A 19,362-nucleotide genomic window follows, 5' to 3' on the forward strand; every position below is an offset into this window, starting at 1 on the left:
CCGGTGCCCAACGGCTCAATCGACCGCGTACCCCAGAACCCGCGGCAACCACAGCGCGATTTCCGGAAAAACGGCGACCAGCACCAGCGCACAGCCCATCACCGCAACGAACAGCAGCGCCCAACCGATGGTCTGCTCGAGGCGAATCTTCGCCACTTCGGCGGTGACCATCAGGTTGATCGCCACCGGCGGGGTGAACTGGCCGATAGCGATGTTCATGGCCAGCAAAATGCCGAACCACACCGGGTTCCAACCGAAGTGCTGCATCACCGGGATGAGGATCGGCATCAGGATCAGGTAGATCGAGATGGCGTCCAGCAGCATGCCGGCCAGCAGCACGGCGATCATCACCAGCACCAGCAGCACCGTGCCGTTATCGGACAGCGAGATCAGCCACTCGGCCATGTGCCGGAATGTGCCAAGCATGGTGCCGGCCCAAGCGAAAATCCCGGCCAGGGCGATGATCAGCATCACCACCCCGGAAATCACCGCGGCCTCACCACACAGGCGCCACAGGCTGCGCCAGTCCAGTTCACGGGTGACGAACAGCCCGACCGCTACACCGTAGGCAACGCCTACCACGGCAGCTTCGGTGGGTGTGAACAGGCCGCTGCGCAGGCCGCCGAGAATCAGTATTGGCGCGAACAATGCCGGTAATGCCTGCTTGAAGCTCGGCCACAACGGCGGCCGCTCGACGCCTTCAGGCGACTCCCAGCCGTAGCGGCGCGCCAGCAGCCAGACCGGCAGCAGCAGCACCGCACCGGCGAGGATGCCGGGAAACAGGCCGGCCGCGAATAGCGCACGCAAGTCGACGCCCGGCACCACGATCGAATACAGAATCAACGCGATCGACGGCGGAATGAGGATGGCGGTCGAGGCTGATGCGGCGATCAGGGTCGCGGAAAACGGCTTGGGGTAGCCCGCCTTGGTCATGCTCGGCAGCATCACCATGGCCACCGCGGCCGCGTCCGCCGGACCGGAGCCGCTCATGCCGCCCATGATCAGACAGACCAGCACCGCCACCATCGCCAGGCCACCGTGGCGCGGACCGATCATCGCCTGGGCGAAACGCACCAGACGCAGCGCCACTCCGGCCTTCTCGAATACCAGGCCGGTGAGAATGAACAGAGGGATGGCGATCAGCGGGTATTTGGCCACGCCGTTGTAGGTGTTGGTGCCGAGGGTCGCGAGCATCTCCGGCGACAGCCCGGCGATGATGCCGATAGCGCCAGAAAGCCCTAGGGCAAACGCCACCGGCACGCCGAGCAGCAGCAACACCAGAAAACTGGCGATCAACCACAGATCAGGACTCATCGTGTTCGCCCCCGCGCAGCCGCTCCAGGGTCATCTGGCACAAGCGCACGAACATCAGCAGGCTGAGCACCGGTAGCCAGACCACGTACCACCAGTTCGGCAGCCCCAGGCCTGGCGACTCGGATTGCCACTGGTATTCCTCCAGCGCGAATTGCCCGCCGAACCACAGCACCAGCCCCAACACCAGCGTCGCCGCCAGCCATTGCAGGATGATCAGCGGCGTGCGCAGCGCCGGGCACAGCCGTTCGAGAAACCCGATGCGAATATGCCGATTGCGGCGCAGCGCCACCGAGGCGCCCGCGAACGTCAGGACGACCAGAAGGAACACCGACAATTCTTCGGTGAAGGCAAAAGAGGCGTTGGTGAAGTAACGCACCACCACGTTGGCCAGGCTGATCAGGCCGATGATCAGCAGCGCCAGGGTGGCGAGCCCGCGCTCGAGCGGCGCGTCCGCTTGTTTGTTCATGAGGTTCTCGCAGCAAAACGGGAGCCGGGGCCGGCTCCCTCACACTTATCAGGGCTGGGCAATGGCGCTGCGGGCAGTGTCGAGCAACTTGTCACCGATTTTCGGTGCCCACTTTTCGTGGACGCTCTGGGTCGCATCGACGAACGCCTGGCGTTCGGCCTCACTGAGCTCGACCACTTCAACGCCGCGGCTGCGGATGTCTTCCAGGCGCTTCGCCTGCTGACCACGCGACAGCTCGACTTCCCACTTGCCGGCATCGATCGCCGCCTGTTCGAGCAATTCACGGTCGGCTTCCGGCAGGGTTTTCCACACGCGCTGGTTGACCGCGAAGATCAGCGGGTCGGCCATGTAGTGCCACAGCGTCAGGTACTTCTGGCCGACCTGATCGACCCGCGCCACGTCGAACACCGACAGCGGGTTTTCCTGGCCGTCGACGGCGCCGGTGGTCAGCGCTGGCTTGGCATCGGCCCAGCTCATCTGCGTCGGGTTGGCGCCCAACGCGCTGAAGGTATCCTGGAACAGCGGCGAGCCGACCACACGGATCTTCAGGCCCGCCAGATCAGCCGGCGCACGCACGGGCTTGCGGGAGTTGGAAACTTCACGGAACCCGTTCTCGCCCCACGCCAGCGGGACGATGCCGCGCTGCTCGATGGCGGCGAACGCCAGCTTGCCAGCCTCGCCTCCGGTAATGGCATCGAGATCCGCGTTGTCGCGCATCAGAAACGGCAGGGAGAACAGGTTCAGCTCAGGCACTTGTGGCGACCAGTTGATGGTCGAGCCGACGGCCATGTCGATCAGCCCGGAGCGCATCGCCGAAAACTCCTTGGTCTGGTCACCGGCGACCAGCTGGGCGTTGGGGTAGACGCGCAGAGTGACGCGCCCCTCGGATCGTTCGTTGACCAGATCTGCCCATTTCTGCGCAGCCTGGCCCCATGGGAAAGCATCCGACAGGACGGTAGAAACGGAATATTCGCGAGCCTGGGCAGCGAAGCCGGCCGACAGTGCAGCAGTTGCGGCCATGGCCGCAAAGAAACGAGTGAATTTCATGGGGCATCCTTGAATGGATCGCGGTTCTAGTTGTTTTAAGTGCGTGCGCCTCGACCAAGGTCAACAGCGCAGCAGATCCAGCGGCGAGCGGATGGTTCGCCAGACGTGCCGGGGTCGGCACGGAGAACGGCACCCTGGGGCGCCAGCGCAGCCAAGTCGTCTTGTGGACGAGCGGGCCACCTTGCAGTGATACGACGTGTGGCAACTATCCCAGAAGCGCGGCGTGCATGCCATATCATCGTGAGCGCTGCATGCGCACCACCAAGCCCGCGGCATGCGGCGGTTCTGCCCCTATAATGCGCAGCCCAAAGGAAGCCCTGCATGTTTCGTGATGCCTGGCGCGACGCGCCGACCCACCGCAAGGTGTGGGCGCTCGCCGCGCCGATGATTCTCTCCAACCTCTCCGTGCCGCTGGTGGCACTGGTCGACACCGCTGTGGTCGGCCACCTGCCCCACGCCCATCAGCTGGGCGCGGTGGCAGTGGGCAGCAGCCTGTACATCCTGATCGTCGGGCTGCTCGGCTTCCTGCGCATGGGCACCACCGGGTTTGCCGCGCAGGCATGTGGGCGCGGCGATGGCGGCGCGTTGCGCCAGGTGTTGGTGCAGGGTCTGCTGCTCGCCGCAGTATTGGCGCTGACCCTAGGCGCGCTGGCAGTGCCGTTCAGCGGCCTGGCCCTCGGGCTGATGAACCCGTCGGCGGAGCTGGATGCGCTGACCCGCGAGTTCCTGCAGACCCGCCTGCTCGGCCTGCCTGCTGCGCTGGCCAACTATGCGCTGATCGGCTGGCTGCTCGGCGCGCAGAACGCGCGCGCGCCGCTGGTGATGCTGCTGGTCACCAACCTGCTGAACATCGTGTTGTCGCTGTGGTTCGTGCTCGGCCTGCATTGGGAGGTGGTCGGCGCGGCGCGCGCTGCGGTGCTCGCCGAGTGGGGCGGCCTGCTGGTCGGCCTGGCGCTGACCCGCGGTGCGCTGCGCCGTCACCCTGGCCGTACGCAGTGGGCGGCGATGGGCAAGTGGCAGAGCTGGCGAGCACTGCTGGCAGTCAACCGCGACATCTTTCTACGCTCGCTGGCGCTGCAGGCGGTGTTCCTGCTGATCACCATCCAGGGTGCGCGCCTCGGCGATGCCACGGTGGCGGCCAATGCGCTGCTGCTCAACGGCCTGCTGGTCACCGCCTACGCGCTGGATGGCCTGGCCCACGCGGTCGAAGCGCTGTGCGGCCACGCCATCGGCGCGCGTGATCGCCTGGCGCTCAGGCGCAGCCTGATCGTCGCCGGTCTCTGGTCGCTGCTGGCCAGCCTGCTGTTCGCGCTGTTCTTCGCCGCGGGCGGCCACCTGTTCGTGGATCTGCAGACCAACATTCCCGCCGTGCGCGAAACCGCCATGCAGTACCTGCCCTATCTCGCCCTGCTGCCCCTGTTCGCGGTGTGGAGCTACCTGCTCGATGGCCTGTTCATCGGCGCCACCCGCGCCCGCGAAATGCGCAACGCGATGCTGGTGGCCCTGGCCCTCGGCCTGCCCATTGCGCTGGCGCTACAGGGCTTCGGTAACCACGGACTGTGGATCGCCTTCCTGATCTTCATGGCACTGCGCGGCCTGGCACTCGGCGCCCTGGCCTGGCATTTGGCGCGTCGCGATCGATGGCTGGCGGCGCCCGGCGGATAAGCGCGCCACGCCCGCAGCCGCCTACCCATAAAAAAGCCCGCCTGAAGAGGCGGGCTTGCGGGTCACGCTGCAGGGCTCAAGGCACCAGCGGCAATTCGCGCTTGTGCTGGGTCTTGTCGTAGGTCTGCACGATGGCCTGGTAGACCGTGTCGCTGACCGGCTTGCCTTGCAGGAAGGCGTCGATGTCTGCGTAGCTGACGCCGTGCACCTGCTCGTCGGGGATGCCCGGGCGCTCGTCTTCCAGGTCGGCGGTCGGCACCTTGGAGAACACCGCGGCAGGTGCGCCGAGGCGCTCGGCGATCTGCCGCACCTGGCCTTTGACCAGGCCGCTGAGCGGCGCCAGGTCACAGGCGCCGTCACCGAACTTGGTGAAGAAGCCCATCACCGCTTCGGCCGCGTGGTCAGTGCCGATGACCAGCCCGTTACGGGCGTTGGCGACCGTGTACTGGGCCAGCATGCGCATGCGCGCCTTGGTGTTGCCGAGCACGAAGTCGCGGCGTGACGATGCCAACTCTGCCAGCTCACCGATCTGCCCCGCCAGCCCCGCTACCGCCGGAGCGATGTCGATGGTCTGCACTTCGTCGGCGGCGATGAAAGTCAGTGCGGCCTGGGCGTCGGCCTCGTCGTGCTGCACCTTGTGCGGCAGGCGGATGGCGATGAAGCGGTAGTCCTGATCCTGTTTTTCATCACGCAGCTGCTCCACCGCCAGCTGGGCCAGGCGACCGGCTGCGGTGGAATCCACCCCGCCACTGATGCCCAGCACCAGCGCCTTGGTGCGCGAGGCGATGAGGGTGTCCTTGATGAAGGCGATGCGCCGGGCGATCTCGGCGTCCACGTCGGCGTCCGAGGTGAACGGGGCGATGACGCCCAGGGCGTTGGCGATTTCAGCTTGTCGATTGCTCATGGTGTCTCCCTTGGTTCGCTTCAGTTGGCTTCGAGGCGAAAAACATGTTTCAGGTAGGTCACGAAGTTGGGATCGCGGCACTGGGTCTTGCCGGGCGTATCGGAGATCTTCGCCACCGGCTGGCCGTTGCAGTCGATCATCTTGATGACGATATTCATCGGCTCTACGCCGGGGACGTCGCAGGTCAGGTTGGTGCCGATACCGAAGCTGACGTTAATGCGATCATGCAGCGCGCGATACAGTTCAAGCGCCTTGGGCAGCGTCAGACCGTCGGAGAAGATCAGCGTCTTGCTCTGCGGGTCGATGCCCAGGCTCTCGTAGTGGGCGATGGCCTTTTCGGCCCACTGCAGCGGGTCACCGGAGTCGTGGCGCAGGCCGTCGAATAGCTTGGCGAAGTACAGATCGAAATCTTCGAGAAAACTCGACATGCCGATGGTGTCGGTCAGCGCGATTCCCAGCAGGCCACGGTACTCCTTGACCCAGCATTCCAGCGCCGCCTTCTGGCTGTCGATCAAGCGCGGGCCGAGCTGCTGGTGCGCCATGAACCATTCGTGGGCCATGGTGCCGATCGGCCTCAGATCGAGCTCACGCGCCAGGTGCACGTTGCTCGTACCGACAAAGCGACCTGGGAAGTCACGCTTGAGGATATGCAGCACTTCCTCCTGCACGCGGTAGGAAAAGCGCCGCCGGGTGCCGAAATCGGCCAGCTGGAAGCCCGCCAGTTCGGACGCGGTGGCCTCACCCTTGAGCCAGTCGAGCTTCTCGTACAAGCGCTCGCGCACCTGCTCGATCACCACTTCGCGGTAGCGATAACGGTTGCGCACTTCCGAGACGATGGCCAGCAGCGGGATCTCGTAAAGAATCACGTGCAGCCACGGTCCGCGCACGCGAATCGCCAGTTGGCCGGCGTCGTCGGTGCCGACGTGCACGTAGCGCATATTGAAGCGAAACAGGCTGAGGAAGCGGATGAAGTCCGCCTTGATGAAAGGAATCTTCTCCAGGTAGGCCAGTTGATCCGGGGTGATCGAGGTGTTGACCAGTTGCTCGATCTGGTAGCGAATCTCTGCCAGATACGGCGTCAGGTCCTCGTTGCTGCGGCAACGGAATTCCCACTCCACTTCGGCGTTGGGGTAGTTGTGCAGCACCGCCTGCATCATGGTCAGCTTGTAGAAATCAGTGTCCAGCAGGTTCTGGATGATGCTGGGGGCGAATACGCTCTCACTCATGGTCACTCTCCTCGAGGCGGGCCAGCTCGCTGTCGAGCGCTCCGCTGCCTTCGCAGATGATGATGCCCTGCGCGCGCATCTGGTCGATGGCTTGCGTCGCGCCGGCCTCGGAAATGGCCCGGCACGCCGGAAGATACAGCAACACCTGAAAACCGGCGCCGCGCAATTGCAGCGCTGTGTTCTTTACGCAGAAGTCCAGCGCCAGGCCACCAACCACCACCGCGCCCACGCTGGCGACCTTAAGGTATTCGATGACGCCGGTGCTGCGCGCGCCCGCCAAATCATGGAAGCAGGCGCCGTAGGGGTGCAGGTCGGGCTCGACGCCCTTCCAGACAAAGAAATCGTAGTCGATCGGTGCGGGCAACTCGTCCAGCAGCTCGAAGCCCGGCGTGCCCGGTACGCAGTGGCTGACCCACGTCAGGTCGGCGTTGGCGTGGGTCAGCGGCTGGAGCATCTGCGCATGGCTGTCCACCACCCAGATGGCGTTGGGCGCGTGGGCGTCCTTGCTGCCCAGACGCAGGGTGCCACGACGCGCCATGTCGTTGAGCGGCGCGGCGATCTCATGGCCGCCGGCCACTGGCAGTTCGTCGGGGCACAGGCTGGTGAAGCCTTTCTGCGCATCGACATCGAACGTGGCGATCTTCATCTAACACCTCCTGCTGGTGGAGCCGCATCGCTGCGGGGTGGAAACATATTCCACCAGGTGTATTATATCTGTCAACACCTTCCCTTCAGGAGCGTCGCGATGCTGCCGTCATCCCTTCATACCTTCGCTGCCGATTGCGCCGAGCCCGCATCACAGCGCTTTGCCGTGGCCGTCTATGGCGGCGCCTTCGACCCGCCTCATGCGGGCCATGCCAGCGTGATCCGCCGCACCCTGGAGACTTGCGATCACGTGGTGGTGGTACCGAGCTATCGGCACGCCGATGCCAAGCGCATGGCCGACTTCGATTTGCGCTGCGCCTGGGTCGAGCGTATGGCCGCGCGCTTTGGTGGGCGGGTAACGTGCTCGCCCGTGGAGCGCGAGCTGGGCGCTGACGGTCGGGTGGTCTACAGCTACGACCTGATGTGCCGGATCGCTCAGGATCACGCCCTGACCTCGCAGCGTCTGGCGCTGGTGATCGGCGAGGATAACCTGACGCGGCTCGGCACCTTCCACCGCGCCGCCGAACTGCGCGAGCGTTTTGGCCTTCTGGTGGCGAACGAGGAGATGACCGTGCACAGCAGCGCGATTCGCGCGATGATCGCCAGCGGACAAGCGATTCCCGCGGCCTGGCAACTGCCGGAAATCCAGGCTGACATGACGATTTACAGGAGGACGATGTGAGTGCTGCGGAAGTATTGGCGAGTGTCGACCTGGTCGCCCTGCGCATGGATGCCGAGAGCCGGCAATTGCACCTGTTGCTGCACTGCCGTGAGCGCGATCCCTTTGTCGGCCAGTGGGCATTGCCGGGGGTGATCGTCAATGGCAGCACCCGCGATGCCAACCTCGAAGAAGCGGCCCACCGCGTGCTGCGCGACAAGGCCCAGGTGATGCCGCGCCACCTCGAGCAGGTCGGCACCGAAGGCAGCGCCAGTCGCGATCCGCGCGGCTGGTCGATGAGCACCTATTACCTGGCCCTGCTGGCGCCGGAGACCGAAACAGCGGATGACGGCCTGCGCTTCGTGCCACTGGCCGAGGTACTGGACGGGCGCATCGCCCTGCCCTTCGACCACGCGGCGCTGACCCGATTGAGCGTCGAGCGCCTGGCTGGCAAGGCGGTGTATACCAGCCTGCCGCTGTACCTGGCGCCGCCGCGCTTCACGGTGCTCGACGCCCTGAACGCCGCCCAAGCCTGCCTGGGCACGACAATCAATAACACCTCACTGCGCAAGCGCCTGGAGCGGATGAAAGACGCCAACTGGATCCGCGACACCGGCGAAAAGAACTTCCCGAAGATGGGCCGCCCGCAGCAGCTCTGGGAGCTCACCGAGCAAGCCAGCGGCGTGTTTATCTTCGACCGCAGCCTGCTGGCGGACCGCGCCGGTAGTTGATCGTGCTGCTCGAAGCGACTGCGATGCTGCAGATATGAAGGGCAGCAGAGCGGCGATAGTGGACGGTCGTAGGGTGGACGACGCCTCACCTACGCGGCCCGACCCGTCCACCGCTCTGCGATTGCAATGGTGGATGAAAAGAGCGTCATCCACCCTACGGTTGCTCTCGCTTTTTAGCGTCTCTGCGAGCTACTGGCGCATGCCGATCGCCAGCCGGTTGAAGGCATTCATCAGCGAGATGGCGAAGGCCAGGTCGCTGATCTGCGCATCATCGAAATGGGCTTTGAGCGGCTCGAAAACTTCGTCCGGCGCGTTGGTTCGTGCCACCTCCGTCAACGACTCGGCCCACGCCAGGGCAGCTCGCTCGGCCTCACTGAAATGCCCGCTGATCCGCCAGCCGGCCAGACTGTCGAGTTTGCCCTGGGCCATGCCGCCCTGGCGCAAGGCCTTGGCGTGCATTTCCAGGCAAAAGGCGCAGCCATTGATCTGTGAAATGCGCAGGTAGACCAGCTCGATCAGCGGCAACCCCAGGCTGCTGGCAGCCAGGGCGTTCTTGGTGGCCAGCAGGCCCTTGTAGGCGTCTGGTGATAACTGGCTGTAAGGCAGGCGCAAGGTGCTCATGAGGCGATCTCCGTGGACAGGCTGAGGGGAAAGTAAGCGGTGCGTTCCAACTGCGCCAACGCGCCCTGCAGAGCAGCATTCGCCGCATCGGCACCGTGGGCCATGCCCTGCAGATGGATGAACTCGACCTGCGTGATGCCCAGCGTGCCGAGCACGTGGCGCAGGTAAGCGGTGAGAAAATCCGGCTGCCGCGCACGCTCACCCTGGTAGAAACCGCCTGCGCTGACCAACACCAGCGTCGGTCGATCCTCGAGCAGGCCGACTTTGCCCTGCGGCGTGGCGGCGAATGTGCGGTGGATGCGCAACACGTAATCGATCCACAGCTTGAGCGCCGCAGGCACCGTAAAGTTGTGCATGGGTGTGGCGATGATCAGGCAATCGCTGCGCTCCAGCTCCCCAATCAACGTCTCCGAACAGGCGAACGCCGGGTCATCGAAGGGCGCGGAGCCGGTAAGCGCGGTTGCGTAGTCGCCGCTCAAGGGCGGCAGCGGTTGGGTGGCCAGGTCGCGCTCGATCAGTTCGGCGGCTGGCCAGCGTTGCTCGATTACCTGGCGAGCCAGGCGATTGCCGCGCGCATGCTGCCCATGAGGGCTGCATTCGAGTAACAGGATGCGTTTCATGCGCCGATCTCCTGCAGCGATTGGGCGAAGTGCATGCCGCGCGCCAGCAAGCCGTTCCGAAAATAGAAACGTTGCGCCAGCGCATTGCCCAAGCCGGTATCCAGTACCAGATATGCACAGCCCGCACGCAGCGCTTCGCCGCGCACCGCCTCGATCAACTGCTGACCGACGCCGCTGCGCTGTTCCGATGCGCGGGTCACCAAGTCATCAAGATAGACGAACCGCCCGTAGAGGGTGTTTTCCTGCAGCCGGTAGCCTGCCAGGGCGACCACTTCATCGCCTCGCCAGGCAGCCAGCAGCCGATAGCCCTGAACAGCCTGACGGCCGATCTGCTCGACGAATGCCTGCGCATCGTGAAGGTGGGGTCGTAGTTCGCACATGACCGCGAAGCACGCGAGGGTTTGGGCCTCGTTCTCCACGGCCTGAAGGGTGATAGGGCTCGACATGGCAGCGTCCTCGGTAATCGATGGACGCTACTTTAGGGAGAGACTGGACTTGCCAATAGAGCCAAGATTGCGCAAACGCATTGATCCATCAGCAGATCATTCACTCTGGCGCATCGGCATGCGGTCGATGGTATTGAAGATTGCCTGCAGGTCGGCATCGGCGCCTTCCTGAATCTTCTTACCGCCGTCCTTGCCGACCAGAATCACTTGCGGTCGGTTGTTGCCGGCGTCCAGCGCCAGCAGCAGGCGCTTGGTGGCGATGCTGTCCAGCGGCTGGTCGTTGCGGCTGCCGTGCTGGCCAACCACGGTGTACAGCACCATGTCGCGTTCGACGAACGCCTCACGGTTGGCAGGCTCTTGCAAGGCCTGCCGCACGCGCGCCAGCAAGGGATCATCGGCAGAGGCAGCCAGCACGATCAGCGGGCGGGTTTTCCAACGTTCGGCCTGCAGCGGGTCGTCAGCCGCTTGCGCAAGCAATGGCAACGCCGCCGACAGTAAAGCCACAAAGGTCTTCATCACGGGTCTTCTCTCCTGTGTTGGGCGCCTGAGTGCTGCCGCCGTGCCTGAAGCCGCCAGCGCCTGCTCGACCGAACATCCGCGTCGGTCGAGCAGGCACCGCCGTGTCAGTACGACAGGTACGAGGAGCGCGTCAGGCCCAGGCGCAGCGCGTCGAGGTACTGGGTACGCTCACGCGCGGTGATCTTGGCGCTGGCCACTTTGTCGCGGTAATGGGTCATCAACTCCTCGGGCGACAGGTGCACGTAGCGCAACATGTCCTCGATGGTGTCGTGGGTCTCGATACCGGCGTGGTAGATGCTGCCGTCGGCGTTCTGGTAGATGTTTACCGAATCGGTGTCACCGAACAGGTTGTGCATATCGCCGAGAATTTCCTGGTAGGCGCCGACCAGGAAGATGCCCAGCACGTAATCCTCGCCGTCGCGCAGTTCGTGAACCGGCAGGCTGGTTTCGATGGACTGCTCGTCGACGTACTGGTTGATCTTGCCGTCCGAGTCGCAAGTCAGGTCCTGCAGCACGGCACGGCGCAGCGGCTCCTCGTCCAGGCGGTTGAGCGGCAGGATCGGCAGAATCTGGCCGATCGCCCAGGTGTCCGGCAGGCTCTGGAACACCGAGAAGTTGCAGATGTACTTGTCGGCCAGCTTGTCGTTGAGCTCGTCGAGCACCTGGCGGTGCGAACGCTGGCGCGCCTTCAGCTGGTTGTACAGACGACGGCAAATGGCGAAATAGCATTGCTCGGCCAGGGCTTTTTGCGGCAGGTCGAGCTTGCCCGCGGAATACTGCGCGGCCACTTCACTGACGTAATGGGTTGCGCGCCAATAGCTTTCAGCGACCATTTCCGGATCGCTGTCACCGAGCAGATCGATCAGTACCTGCAGCACTTCCGGCTGCTCGATGCTGCGATCGATTTCCGGCACGTCGTCGTTGTGGCGCTCGACGTCGGTCACCTGCACCAGCAACACGGCGTGGTGCGCGGTCATCGCCCGGCCGCTCTCCGAGAAGATGTGCGGATGGGGGATTTCCTGGCGGTCGCAGAACTCCTTGAGCATGTCGACCACCGCGTCGGCGTAGTCTTCCATGTCGTAGTTGATCGAGCTGGCGTTGCGCGAGTGGGTGCCGTCGTAGTCCACGCCCAGGCCGCCGCCGACATCGATGTGGTCGACTGGCAAGCCGAGCGCGCGCAGCTCGCCGTAATAACGAATCGCCTCACGGAAGCCCTTGCGATAATCCGCGATGTTGGCGATCTGCGAGCCCATATGAAAGTGCAGCAGGCGAATGCCCTGATCCAGGCCGGCCTTGCGGAAACGCTCGACCACCGACAGCAGCTGCGCCGCGGACAGACCGAACTTGGACTTCTCGCCACCGGTGTCGGCCCACTTGCTTGAAGCCAGCGACGACAGGCGTACACGCAGACCGATCTGCGGCGCGACTTTGAGCTCGGCGGCCTCTTCGATCACCAGGGAAACTTCCGATTCCTTCTCGATGACGATGAACACGTTGTGGCCGAGCTTCTGGCCGATCAGCGCCAGGCGGATGAACTCGCGGTCCTTGTAACCGTTGCAGACGATGGTGCCGCCCTTCGGCGCCAGCGCGAGCACAGCCAGCAGCTCGGGCTTGGAGCCGGCTTCGAGGCCGATGGCGACGTTCTGCGTGGCGATGATGTTCTCGACCACCGCTTCCTGCTGGTTGACCTTGATCGGGTACAACGCGGTGTAGCGATTGTTGTATTCGAGGCGCGCGATGCTGGCATCGAACGCGCCGGTCAGCTTGCGTACGCGGTCTTGCAGAATGTCCGGGAAACGCACCAGCAAGGGCAGCGACAGGCCGCTCTGGCGCAGCTCGTCGACCTGCTCGTAGAGGTCAATGGGTGTGCTGTCCGGCCCGTTGGGGCGAACTTCGACACGGCCTGCGTCATTGATCGAGAAATAACCCGCGCCCCAATGGCGGATGCCATAGACACTGCGGCTGTCGGCCACGGTCCATTGGCTTCCATCGTCCTTGCGTGTGCGTCGTGCGGCCATCGAGGTCTCCCCTGTAGCGGATTGGCTGATGCGGTCGATCAGGTCGACGAGCATAAGGCCTGAAAATGACGGTTGCTCGGCAATGGACTGGCCGGACAATCGGTAAGTTTAGAACGTTGCCTGCCGGCGGCTTTCAGCCACCGGATTTCTTGGCCTTGAAGCCGCGCTTGAGCAGCTCGGCGAGCAGCAATTCAACATGGTCGCCCTGAATCTCGATCACCCCGTCCTTGAGCGAACCGCCGCAACCGCAGCGTTTCTTCAACGCGGTGGCCAGCTCCTTGAGCGGCTCTTCGGCCAATGGCACGCCGCTGACGGTGGTGACCGTCTTGCCGCCACGCCCCTTGGTCTCGCGGCGTACACGGGCAATGCCGTCGCCTTCCGGGATCGCCGTGCGCGAGCAGATGCAGGCATCCACAGGCTGACCGCAATCAGGGCAATGCCGTCCGGCATCGGTGGAATACACCAGGCCACCGAGACCGGCGAGTGAAGACGTTTTCTTGGCCACCGCGTTTTTCCTCAGTGGATTGGCAAAGCCGCGCAGTGTAACGACAAAGGCCGCCCGTGCTAAGAAGCGAAATGCGCCACTGGCTGATGGATTGGCGACCCGCCAGGCCTCGCGCCGCGGTGACGGAGTTATCGACGCGCCAGATAATGCTGCAGTGCCTGCAGCGAGTCAGGGCAATAGGGATTGTTGCGGGTATCTTGCAGCGCTGCCTGCACCGTCACGAAACGGGCTTCGAGCACTTCCTCGGGCTGCAGCACCAGCGGTGCATCGGACACGGCAGTGAACACCGCGCACCACAGACGGTTGTCCGGTTGTTCGAAATAGAAGCGGCCCTGGTCATGCAACACCGCGTCACGGATGCCCAGCTCTTCGGCCAGCTCACGCTCGGCCGACTCCAGATAACCTTCGCCCGCCGCCACCATGCCGCCCGCCGCCACATCCCAATACCCAGGATAGACCGCCTTGCTCAGGGTGCGCCGATGCACACAGAGTTCACCGGCAGCATTGAACAGCAGGATGAACGTGCCGCGACCGATCAAACCACGATTACGTAATTCGGCGCGTGGCAGTGCACCGAGGAGTTGATCCTGCTCGTCGACCCAGGCGATCAGCTCGGCGTCCGAGGCGGCGCGGTGCGCCACCTCGGCTTCGGCGATGGCCATCAATCAGCCCTGGGACAGCAGTTGGCGCAGGTCGATCACTGCGGCATTGGCACGCGAGATGTAGTTGGCCATGACCAGCGAGTGGTTGGCGAGAATGCCGTAGCCGCTGCCGTTAAGCACCATCGGGCTCCACAAGGTGGCTTGCGCCGCCTCCAGCTCGCGGATGATCTGTCGCACGCTGACGGTGGCGTTCTTCTTCGCCAGCACATCGGCAAAGTCCACTTCGATGGCACGCAGCAGGTGCGACAGCGCCCAGGCCTGACCACGCGCCTCGTAGAAGACGTTGTCGATCTGCAGCCACGGCGTTTCGTAGGTGCGCTCGGTCACTTCCGGCACCTGGCCTTCAGCCAGCTGCGTGGTTTCGGTGATTTCGGTGTTCAGGCGTACCTGACCGACACTGGCCGACAAACGCTGGGACAGCGAGCCCAGGCGCGTGGCGACGTCACCAAACCAGTTATTCAGGTTGTCGGCGCGGGTATAGAAGCGCGCACCACCCTGGCCCTGCTCGGACAGCCTGCCCAGGTAGCGATCCAATGACTTGATGCCTTCGCGGTACTCCGACTCGGCCGCTGGCAACGCCCAGCTGCGGTGGTCAAAGTTGAAGCGCGGCTCGGCACGAGCCAGGTCGCCATCTTCGGTCGACTGCGACTGCGAACGGGCGAAGTCCTTGCGCAACGCGCGGGAGAAATCACGTACCTGGACCAATACGCCGTATTCCCAACTCGGCATGTTGTCGAGCCAGAGGCCCGGCGGCGCCAAATCGTTGGCCAGATAACCGCCCGGTTTGTCGAGCAGGGTTTCAGCCACCTGCTTGAGCGTTTCCACCGTGGTGTAGCCGGCCACCACCTGGCGTCCACTGCCTTCGGCCGCCGCCTGGATGCGCTGCTGGACGGGAAACAAGCCCGGCTCCTGGCTCCAGTACCAGCCAACCACCAACGCGACCAGCAGGTAGACGCCCAGCAGAACGCCGACAAGGCGACCCACTCGACCACCGACACGGCGGGACCCGGGCGCAGCGCCGTCGTCGGCACTGCGCGTGCCGGAGGTGCGGTTTTTCCAATCGAGCATGGCGTTTATCCTTTGATCTGCGACGTACAGGGCTTCGACCACAGGCCGTTAGCAGGGTTGCGCTAATACTTACCGGTCTGAACGGAGCCAGCCTACGCCGGCCACTATAAGGGAAGGCTACTTCACTGCGCAGCGCAGCAAGCTGTTCACGACGTGACGCGTAACAAATCCATTCAGCGCCACGGCACGGCAGCGGACGGCATCTCTGCCCAGCATGCGGGGCGATTCACAGCTTTGCCGGCCCGAGAGTGGCAAAATGCGCCACTTGATAGCAGGAAGCCACCAATCGGTAGCGATCACCGCCCCATATAGATTGAAGGCCAATGAGCGACCACGAAGATCCCAGCCGCGACCGACTCAAGCAGCATTTCGCGCAGCGCGTGATCCATCAGGCCCGTCAGGTACTCGAGGTCTGGCAACGCCTGCAGCGCGTGGAATGGAACGACTCCGGTATGCAGGAGCTGCGCGAGGCCGCGCAATTGCTGCAGCGTTATGCCGAGCGCTTCGAGCAGACCGAGCATTGCCAGCTGGCCCTGCAGATCGTCGCTTGCCTGAGCACCGTAGGTGCCAACCGCGGCCGCCTCAGCAGTGAGGTGATCAGCGAGCTCAACCAGTTGATGCAGCGCCTGTCGCGCACCGGTCTGCGTCACGGCGACCGCTTCGAGCAGACCACCTTGCCACCTCTGCGCAAGCCGGTGTACCTGGCGTTGCAGCACTTGGAGCGCGCCGAGCGCCTGGCGCAGCAGCTGGATTTCTTTGGCATGAACGCCAAGCCACTGGATACCGCCAACGCGTTCCGCGCCGCCATGCTCGAACGTCATCCAGCGGCCATTCTCATGGAGATCGACTTCGCCGGACCCGGTAACGGGCTACTCCTGGCGCAGGCCGTGCAGGAAGGGCTGCAGGAGAAAATCCCGCTGTTGTTCTACAGCCATGAAGACACCGATACGCCGACCCGCCTGGCTGCCGTGCGTGCCGGCGGCCGCGAGTTCTTCACCGGCACGCTGGATGCTTCCAGCCTGCTGGAGCGTATCGAGGTGCTGACCCACGTTGCCCAGTACGAGCCCTACCGGGTACTGATCATCGACGACTCCCGCGCTCAGGCCACCCACACCGAGCGTGTACTCAACAGCGCCGGCATCGTTACCCGCACCCTGACCGAGCCGATCCAGGCGATGGCCGAGCTGGCTGAATTCCAGCCAGACCTGATCATTCTCGACATGTATATGCCGGCCTGCAGCGGTACCGAGCTGGCCAAGGTGATCCGCCACAACGACCGCTACGTCAGCGTGCCGATCATCTACCTGTCGGCCGAGGACGATCTCGACAAGCAGCTTGACGCCATGAGCGAAGGCGGTGACGACTTCCTCACCAAGCCGATCAAGCCGCGTCACCTGATCGCCACCGTGCGCAACCGCGCCGACCGCGCGCGCAACCTGAAGGCACGCATGGTCCGCGACAGCCTCACCGGCCTGTTCAACCATACGCATACCCTGCAGTTACTTGAGGACGCGCGCTTTCGCGCCGAGCGTGACGGGCAGCCGCTGAGTTTCGCGATGCTCGATATCGACTTCTTCAAAAAGGTCAACGACAACTATGGCCATCCCATGGGCGACCGGGTGATCAAAAGCCTGGCGCTGTTTCTCAAGCAACGGCTGCGCAAGAGCGATTGCATCGGCCGCTACGGTGGCGAGGAATTCGCGGTGGTGATGCCCAATACCGACGCCCGCACAGCCGCCACCGTGCTTGACGAAGTGCGCAAACGCTTCGCTGAAATCCATTACCCGGCCCAACCCCACGACCTCAGCTGTACCTTCAGCTGCGGTATCGCCGAACTGCGTGACGGCTTGGATGGCAAACATCTCTCTCAGCAGGCCGACGAAGCGCTGTATCGCGCCAAGCATGCGGGCCGCAATCGCGTCGAGGTGCATGGCTGAGGCGCGAGATCGCCTTTACCACTGCCGCCCGGATAGGCGGTTGCCGTCCGATCGCGTGATCAATACGGCGACCGCCAGTCGCCTGTTTGACGCCATAAGGGTGACGCATAGCTCGTCGTCATAGCCCTGTAATGAAAGCGCAATAACTTACCGACTTCGCGGCACTGCATGGCGCAGTGCCAGCACCGTTAAGCCGTCGGTCGAGCCCTCATGCGCCTTAAATCGCTTACCAATCTCAATACGCTGCTGCTGGTCGGTGTCGGCATCGCCCTGGCCTGCACGCTGTGGTGGTCGCAGCGGGCGCTGGAGCGCCCATATGTACTGATGGAGCAGTATCTGGGGCTTTCCCAGCACTTCCAGCGCGAGGCCGCAGGCAACATCCTGGGCTATCTGGACAGCGGCGATGCGCTGCGCCACAGCGCCGCCGTGCAGAGTCTCGATGCGCTGCAACAGGACGTCGCCCAGTTACCTGCCAACCTCACCGGCGACCTGATCAGCAGCCTCGGTGAACTGAAAACCTTCGCTGCCGACCAGTTGCTCGCCGCCGGCAAACTCTCGGGTGATCCGCAAGGCCTGTTGATCCAGGCGGAGCGCGAACTGGCTGGCGCCCTGTCGCAACTCGCGCGCTATGCCGACGACGGCCAGGGCGAGGCGGCGCAGGCTTACCGCCGACCGCTGTTCGAAGCGGCCCAGCACCTCGCGCGGCTGGCTCTGGCACGCGACAAGCTGGTCAGCAGCGGACGCGGCGAGCTGGCGGCCGAAGTCGAGCGCGAAGTGCAAGCCTTGCAAGAGCAGGCGAAAACACTCGATGGCCTGGCGCTGCTTGGCGTCAGTGATGAAGCCGCGTCAGGCGGCAATGCCTTTGCATCGTTGATGGGCCTGGAAAGCGACAGCCAGGCAACCGAGACGGGAGATCGCGGCATCGCCCTGAAACGCGAGTTCAACAGCCTGCTGAGCCGCTACCCGGCAGAATTGGCCCGCACTCGCACGCTTATCGAACAACGTGGCCAGCTCGCCGCAGCCACACGCGCCCGACTCGATGCCGTGCAGCAGTCATTCAATACGCTGGAACCGCAGGTGCGCGGCGAGCATGGCCGCATCCAGGGTGAGGTGCGCCTGATCCTCGGCGTCATGGTGGCGCTGATTTTGCTCATCGCGCTGATCATCGACACCTTGCAGCGTCGTCTCAGCCGCTTGTTAGAACGCCTGGTGCCAGCACTCTCGGCCTGGGCCGCTGGGGATTTCAGCGGCGAGATTCATCTGGATACCAACACCCGCGAGCTGCGCGATATCGAAGAGTCGCTCAATCGCCTGCGCGCCTATCTGGTCGATCTGGTCGGCACCATCCGTCAACATGCCGGCCAGGTCTCGGCGTCCAGCCACACCTTGGCCGACCTAAGCGGCGGCCTGCATGAGGGTGCAGAACGCCAGGCCAGCGATACCGCGCAGATCCGCGACGCCCTTGGCGAACTGGAAGCGACCATCCTGCAGGTCGCCGACGATGCCAGCCAAACCGCTACCGCGAGCAGCGACGCCGACCGCGCCCTGGCGCGAGGCCAGCTGGTAATTGGCAACAGCCTGACCGGCCTGCATGCGCTGGTCGAGGAAGTACAAGGCAACGCCCAGACCATTGAGCGCCTCGCCGAAGAGACGGGCACCATCGGCAGCGTGCTGACAGTGATTCACAGTATCGCCGAGCAGACCAACCTGCTTGCCCTCAATGCGGCCATCGAAGCCGCACGTGCCGGTGAGGCCGGCCGGGGGTTCGCCGTGGTGGCGGACGAAGTGCGCACGCTGTCGCTACGCACCAGCGCGGCTACCACGCAGATTCAGGATGTGATCGGCCGCCTACAGAAAGCGGCGAATGGCTCGCTGGTAGCGATGCGCAGCCAGGTCGAACATGCCGAAGCCACAGCCAGCCAGGCGAAAGCAGCCGATGGCGCGCTGGATGAAATTGTCGGTGCGATTCGCACCATCATCAGCATGGCCGGGCGTATCGCCGATGCCACCGCCTACCAGGGCGGCGCCGTCAGCGAAATCCGCGACCACAGCGAACGCATCCACCAGTTGGGCGGCGACAACCTGCAGCGCATCAGCCGGGGCCGCGAGCAGAGCGGCGAACTGCAGGAGCTGAGTGGCCAGTTGAACCAGGCGGTACAGGCGTTTCGGGTGTAGGCCGGCAAAAGGCGAGAGTAGCCGTAGGGTGGATGACGCTCTTTTCATCCACCATTGCAATCGCAGAGCGGTGGACGGGTCGGGCCGCGTAGGTGAGGCGTCGTCCACCCTACGACCGGCCGCTCTCGCCTTAAA

General features: G+C 64.1%; 19 protein-coding genes. 5 read left to right on the plus strand and 14 right to left on the minus strand.

What is annotated here, in order from left to right; translation table 11 throughout:
- Window positions 1-15: 15 nt before the first annotated feature.
- Genes BLS60_RS08230 through BLS60_RS08240 form a run of 3 tightly spaced genes read right to left on the minus strand, consistent with a single transcriptional unit; the run spans window position 16 to window position 2,827 of the window.
- Window positions 16-1,314 carry a TRAP transporter large permease gene (locus BLS60_RS08230; RefSeq protein WP_092366818.1) on the minus strand — a complete coding sequence of 433 codons (1,299 nt, stop codon included), beginning with the start codon at window positions 1,312-1,314 and terminating at the stop codon, window positions 16-18.
- A complete protein-coding gene (locus BLS60_RS08235; protein WP_070880118.1) occupies window positions 1,304-1,780 on the minus strand; it encodes a TRAP transporter small permease in 477 nt (158 codons plus the stop codon). Before BLS60_RS08235 ends, BLS60_RS08230 begins: the two co-directional genes overlap by 11 nt.
- Window positions 1,781-1,828: 48 nt before the next feature.
- On the minus strand, window positions 1,829-2,827 hold the full coding sequence (locus BLS60_RS08240) for a DctP family TRAP transporter solute-binding subunit (RefSeq protein ID WP_092366820.1): 999 nt from the start codon (window positions 2,825-2,827) through the stop codon (window positions 1,829-1,831).
- Window positions 2,828-3,148: 321 nt separating this feature from the next.
- Between BLS60_RS08240 and BLS60_RS08245 the strand changes: the two genes are divergently transcribed.
- On the plus strand, window positions 3,149-4,492 hold the full coding sequence (locus BLS60_RS08245; protein WP_092366822.1) for an MATE family efflux transporter: 1,344 nt from the start codon (window positions 3,149-3,151) through the stop codon (window positions 4,490-4,492).
- A 76-nt stretch (window positions 4,493-4,568) separates the two neighbouring features.
- On the opposite strand, the gene nadE is transcribed toward BLS60_RS08245, so the two are convergent.
- From nadE to BLS60_RS08260, 3 genes are read right to left on the minus strand one after another with little or no spacing between them, the layout of a single operon-like run.
- Entirely contained in the window at window positions 4,569-5,396 is an 828-nt protein-coding gene (nadE, locus tag BLS60_RS08250) for an ammonia-dependent NAD(+) synthetase (RefSeq protein WP_092366823.1), read from the minus strand.
- A gap of 20 nt (window positions 5,397-5,416) precedes the next feature.
- A complete protein-coding gene (gene pncB / locus BLS60_RS08255) occupies window positions 5,417-6,622 on the minus strand; it encodes a nicotinate phosphoribosyltransferase (protein WP_070880122.1) in 1,206 nt (401 codons plus the stop codon).
- Window positions 6,615-7,268, minus strand: coding sequence for an isochorismatase family protein (locus tag BLS60_RS08260; RefSeq protein WP_070880123.1), 654 nt, complete (start codon window positions 7,266-7,268; stop codon window positions 6,615-6,617). Before BLS60_RS08260 ends, pncB begins: the two co-directional genes overlap by 8 nt.
- A 99-nt stretch (window positions 7,269-7,367) precedes the next feature.
- Here BLS60_RS08260 and BLS60_RS08265 point away from each other — a divergent pair, with 99 nt between their 5' ends.
- Together BLS60_RS08265 and BLS60_RS08270 are read left to right on the plus strand one after the other, a co-directional pair.
- Complete coding sequence (locus tag BLS60_RS08265) at window positions 7,368-7,949, plus strand: adenylyltransferase/cytidyltransferase family protein (RefSeq protein WP_092366824.1); 582 nt, start codon at window positions 7,368-7,370, stop codon at window positions 7,947-7,949.
- The gene (locus tag BLS60_RS08270; RefSeq protein WP_092366825.1) at window positions 7,946-8,656 is read left to right on the plus strand and encodes an NUDIX hydrolase; all 711 of its coding nucleotides are present in this window, start codon (window positions 7,946-7,948) and stop codon (window positions 8,654-8,656) included. The genes BLS60_RS08265 and BLS60_RS08270 overlap by 4 nt, the downstream gene beginning before the upstream one ends.
- A gap of 189 nt (window positions 8,657-8,845) precedes the next feature.
- On the opposite strand, the gene BLS60_RS08275 is transcribed toward BLS60_RS08270, so the two are convergent.
- The 8 genes from BLS60_RS08275 to BLS60_RS08310 form a co-directional block, all read right to left on the minus strand.
- Window positions 8,846-9,277 (minus strand): carboxymuconolactone decarboxylase family protein, encoded by a 432-nt coding sequence (locus BLS60_RS08275; RefSeq protein ID WP_092366826.1) that lies wholly within the window; start codon window positions 9,275-9,277, stop codon window positions 8,846-8,848.
- Complete coding sequence (locus tag BLS60_RS08280) at window positions 9,274-9,897, minus strand: FMN-dependent NADH-azoreductase (RefSeq protein ID WP_070880127.1); 624 nt, start codon at window positions 9,895-9,897, stop codon at window positions 9,274-9,276. Before BLS60_RS08280 ends, BLS60_RS08275 begins: the two co-directional genes overlap by 4 nt.
- A complete protein-coding gene (locus BLS60_RS08285; protein ID WP_092366827.1) occupies window positions 9,894-10,343 on the minus strand; it encodes a GNAT family N-acetyltransferase in 450 nt (149 codons plus the stop codon). Before BLS60_RS08285 ends, BLS60_RS08280 begins: the two co-directional genes overlap by 4 nt.
- 96 nt (window positions 10,344-10,439) lie before the next feature.
- Window positions 10,440-10,859, minus strand: a complete 420-nt coding sequence (locus tag BLS60_RS08290) for a DUF4174 domain-containing protein (protein ID WP_092366833.1) — start codon at window positions 10,857-10,859, stop codon at window positions 10,440-10,442.
- Between the two features lie 107 nt (window positions 10,860-10,966).
- The gene (speA, locus tag BLS60_RS08295; protein WP_070880439.1) at window positions 10,967-12,880 is read right to left on the minus strand and encodes an arginine decarboxylase; all 1,914 of its coding nucleotides are present in this window, start codon (window positions 12,878-12,880) and stop codon (window positions 10,967-10,969) included.
- 133 nt (window positions 12,881-13,013) lie between these two features.
- Window positions 13,014-13,385 (minus strand): translation initiation factor Sui1, encoded by a 372-nt coding sequence (locus tag BLS60_RS08300; protein ID WP_092366835.1) that lies wholly within the window; start codon window positions 13,383-13,385, stop codon window positions 13,014-13,016.
- Window positions 13,386-13,513: 128 nt separating this feature from the next.
- A complete protein-coding gene (locus BLS60_RS08305; RefSeq protein WP_092366837.1) occupies window positions 13,514-14,047 on the minus strand; it encodes an NUDIX hydrolase in 534 nt (177 codons plus the stop codon).
- A gap of 3 nt (window positions 14,048-14,050) precedes the next feature.
- Entirely contained in the window at window positions 14,051-15,115 is a 1,065-nt protein-coding gene (locus BLS60_RS08310; protein WP_092366839.1) for a DUF2333 family protein, read from the minus strand.
- 323 nt (window positions 15,116-15,438) lie between these two features.
- Here BLS60_RS08310 and BLS60_RS08315 point away from each other — a divergent pair, with 323 nt between their 5' ends.
- Window positions 15,439-17,052, plus strand: coding sequence for a diguanylate cyclase (locus BLS60_RS08315; protein ID WP_092366841.1), 1,614 nt, complete (start codon window positions 15,439-15,441; stop codon window positions 17,050-17,052).
- A gap of 210 nt (window positions 17,053-17,262) precedes the next feature.
- Window positions 17,263-19,227 carry a methyl-accepting chemotaxis protein gene (locus BLS60_RS21975; RefSeq protein WP_092366843.1) on the plus strand — a complete coding sequence of 655 codons (1,965 nt, stop codon included), beginning with the start codon at window positions 17,263-17,265 and terminating at the stop codon, window positions 19,225-19,227.
- Window positions 19,228-19,362: the final 135 nt, after the last annotated feature.

This window comes from Phytopseudomonas seleniipraecipitans (genome assembly GCF_900102335.1).
Classification (GTDB): Bacteria; Pseudomonadota; Gammaproteobacteria; order Pseudomonadales; family Pseudomonadaceae; genus Aquipseudomonas; species Aquipseudomonas seleniipraecipitans.

Bases quoted from the DNA above. Each gene is read 5' to 3' on its own strand.
- BLS60_RS21975 (WP_092366843.1), top strand. From the start codon at position 17,263: ATGCGCCTTAAATCGCTTACCAATCTCAATACGCTGCTGCTGGTCGGT.
- BLS60_RS08280 (WP_070880127.1), bottom strand. From the start codon at position 9,897: ATGAAACGCATCCTGTTACTCGAATGCAGCCCTCATGGGCAGCATGCG.
- BLS60_RS08305 (WP_092366837.1), bottom strand. From the start codon at position 14,047: ATGGCCATCGCCGAAGCCGAGGTGGCGCACCGCGCCGCCTCGGACGCC.
- nadE (WP_092366823.1), bottom strand. From the start codon at position 5,396: ATGAGCAATCGACAAGCTGAAATCGCCAACGCCCTGGGCGTCATCGCC.
- BLS60_RS08230 (WP_092366818.1), bottom strand. From the start codon at position 1,314: ATGAGTCCTGATCTGTGGTTGATCGCCAGTTTTCTGGTGTTGCTGCTG.
- BLS60_RS08235 (WP_070880118.1), bottom strand. From the start codon at position 1,780: ATGAACAAACAAGCGGACGCGCCGCTCGAGCGCGGGCTCGCCACCCTG.
- BLS60_RS08245 (WP_092366822.1), top strand. From the start codon at position 3,149: ATGTTTCGTGATGCCTGGCGCGACGCGCCGACCCACCGCAAGGTGTGG.
- BLS60_RS08265 (WP_092366824.1), top strand. From the start codon at position 7,368: ATGCTGCCGTCATCCCTTCATACCTTCGCTGCCGATTGCGCCGAGCCC.
- BLS60_RS08310 (WP_092366839.1), bottom strand. From the start codon at position 15,115: ATGCTCGATTGGAAAAACCGCACCTCCGGCACGCGCAGTGCCGACGAC.
- BLS60_RS08285 (WP_092366827.1), bottom strand. From the start codon at position 10,343: ATGTCGAGCCCTATCACCCTTCAGGCCGTGGAGAACGAGGCCCAAACC.
- BLS60_RS08275 (WP_092366826.1), bottom strand. From the start codon at position 9,277: ATGAGCACCTTGCGCCTGCCTTACAGCCAGTTATCACCAGACGCCTAC.
- speA (WP_070880439.1), bottom strand. From the start codon at position 12,880: ATGGCCGCACGACGCACACGCAAGGACGATGGAAGCCAATGGACCGTG.
- BLS60_RS08260 (WP_070880123.1), bottom strand. From the start codon at position 7,268: ATGAAGATCGCCACGTTCGATGTCGATGCGCAGAAAGGCTTCACCAGC.
- BLS60_RS08240 (WP_092366820.1), bottom strand. From the start codon at position 2,827: ATGAAATTCACTCGTTTCTTTGCGGCCATGGCCGCAACTGCTGCACTG.
- BLS60_RS08290 (WP_092366833.1), bottom strand. From the start codon at position 10,859: ATGAAGACCTTTGTGGCTTTACTGTCGGCGGCGTTGCCATTGCTTGCG.
- pncB (WP_070880122.1), bottom strand. From the start codon at position 6,622: ATGAGTGAGAGCGTATTCGCCCCCAGCATCATCCAGAACCTGCTGGAC.
- BLS60_RS08315 (WP_092366841.1), top strand. From the start codon at position 15,439: ATGAGCGACCACGAAGATCCCAGCCGCGACCGACTCAAGCAGCATTTC.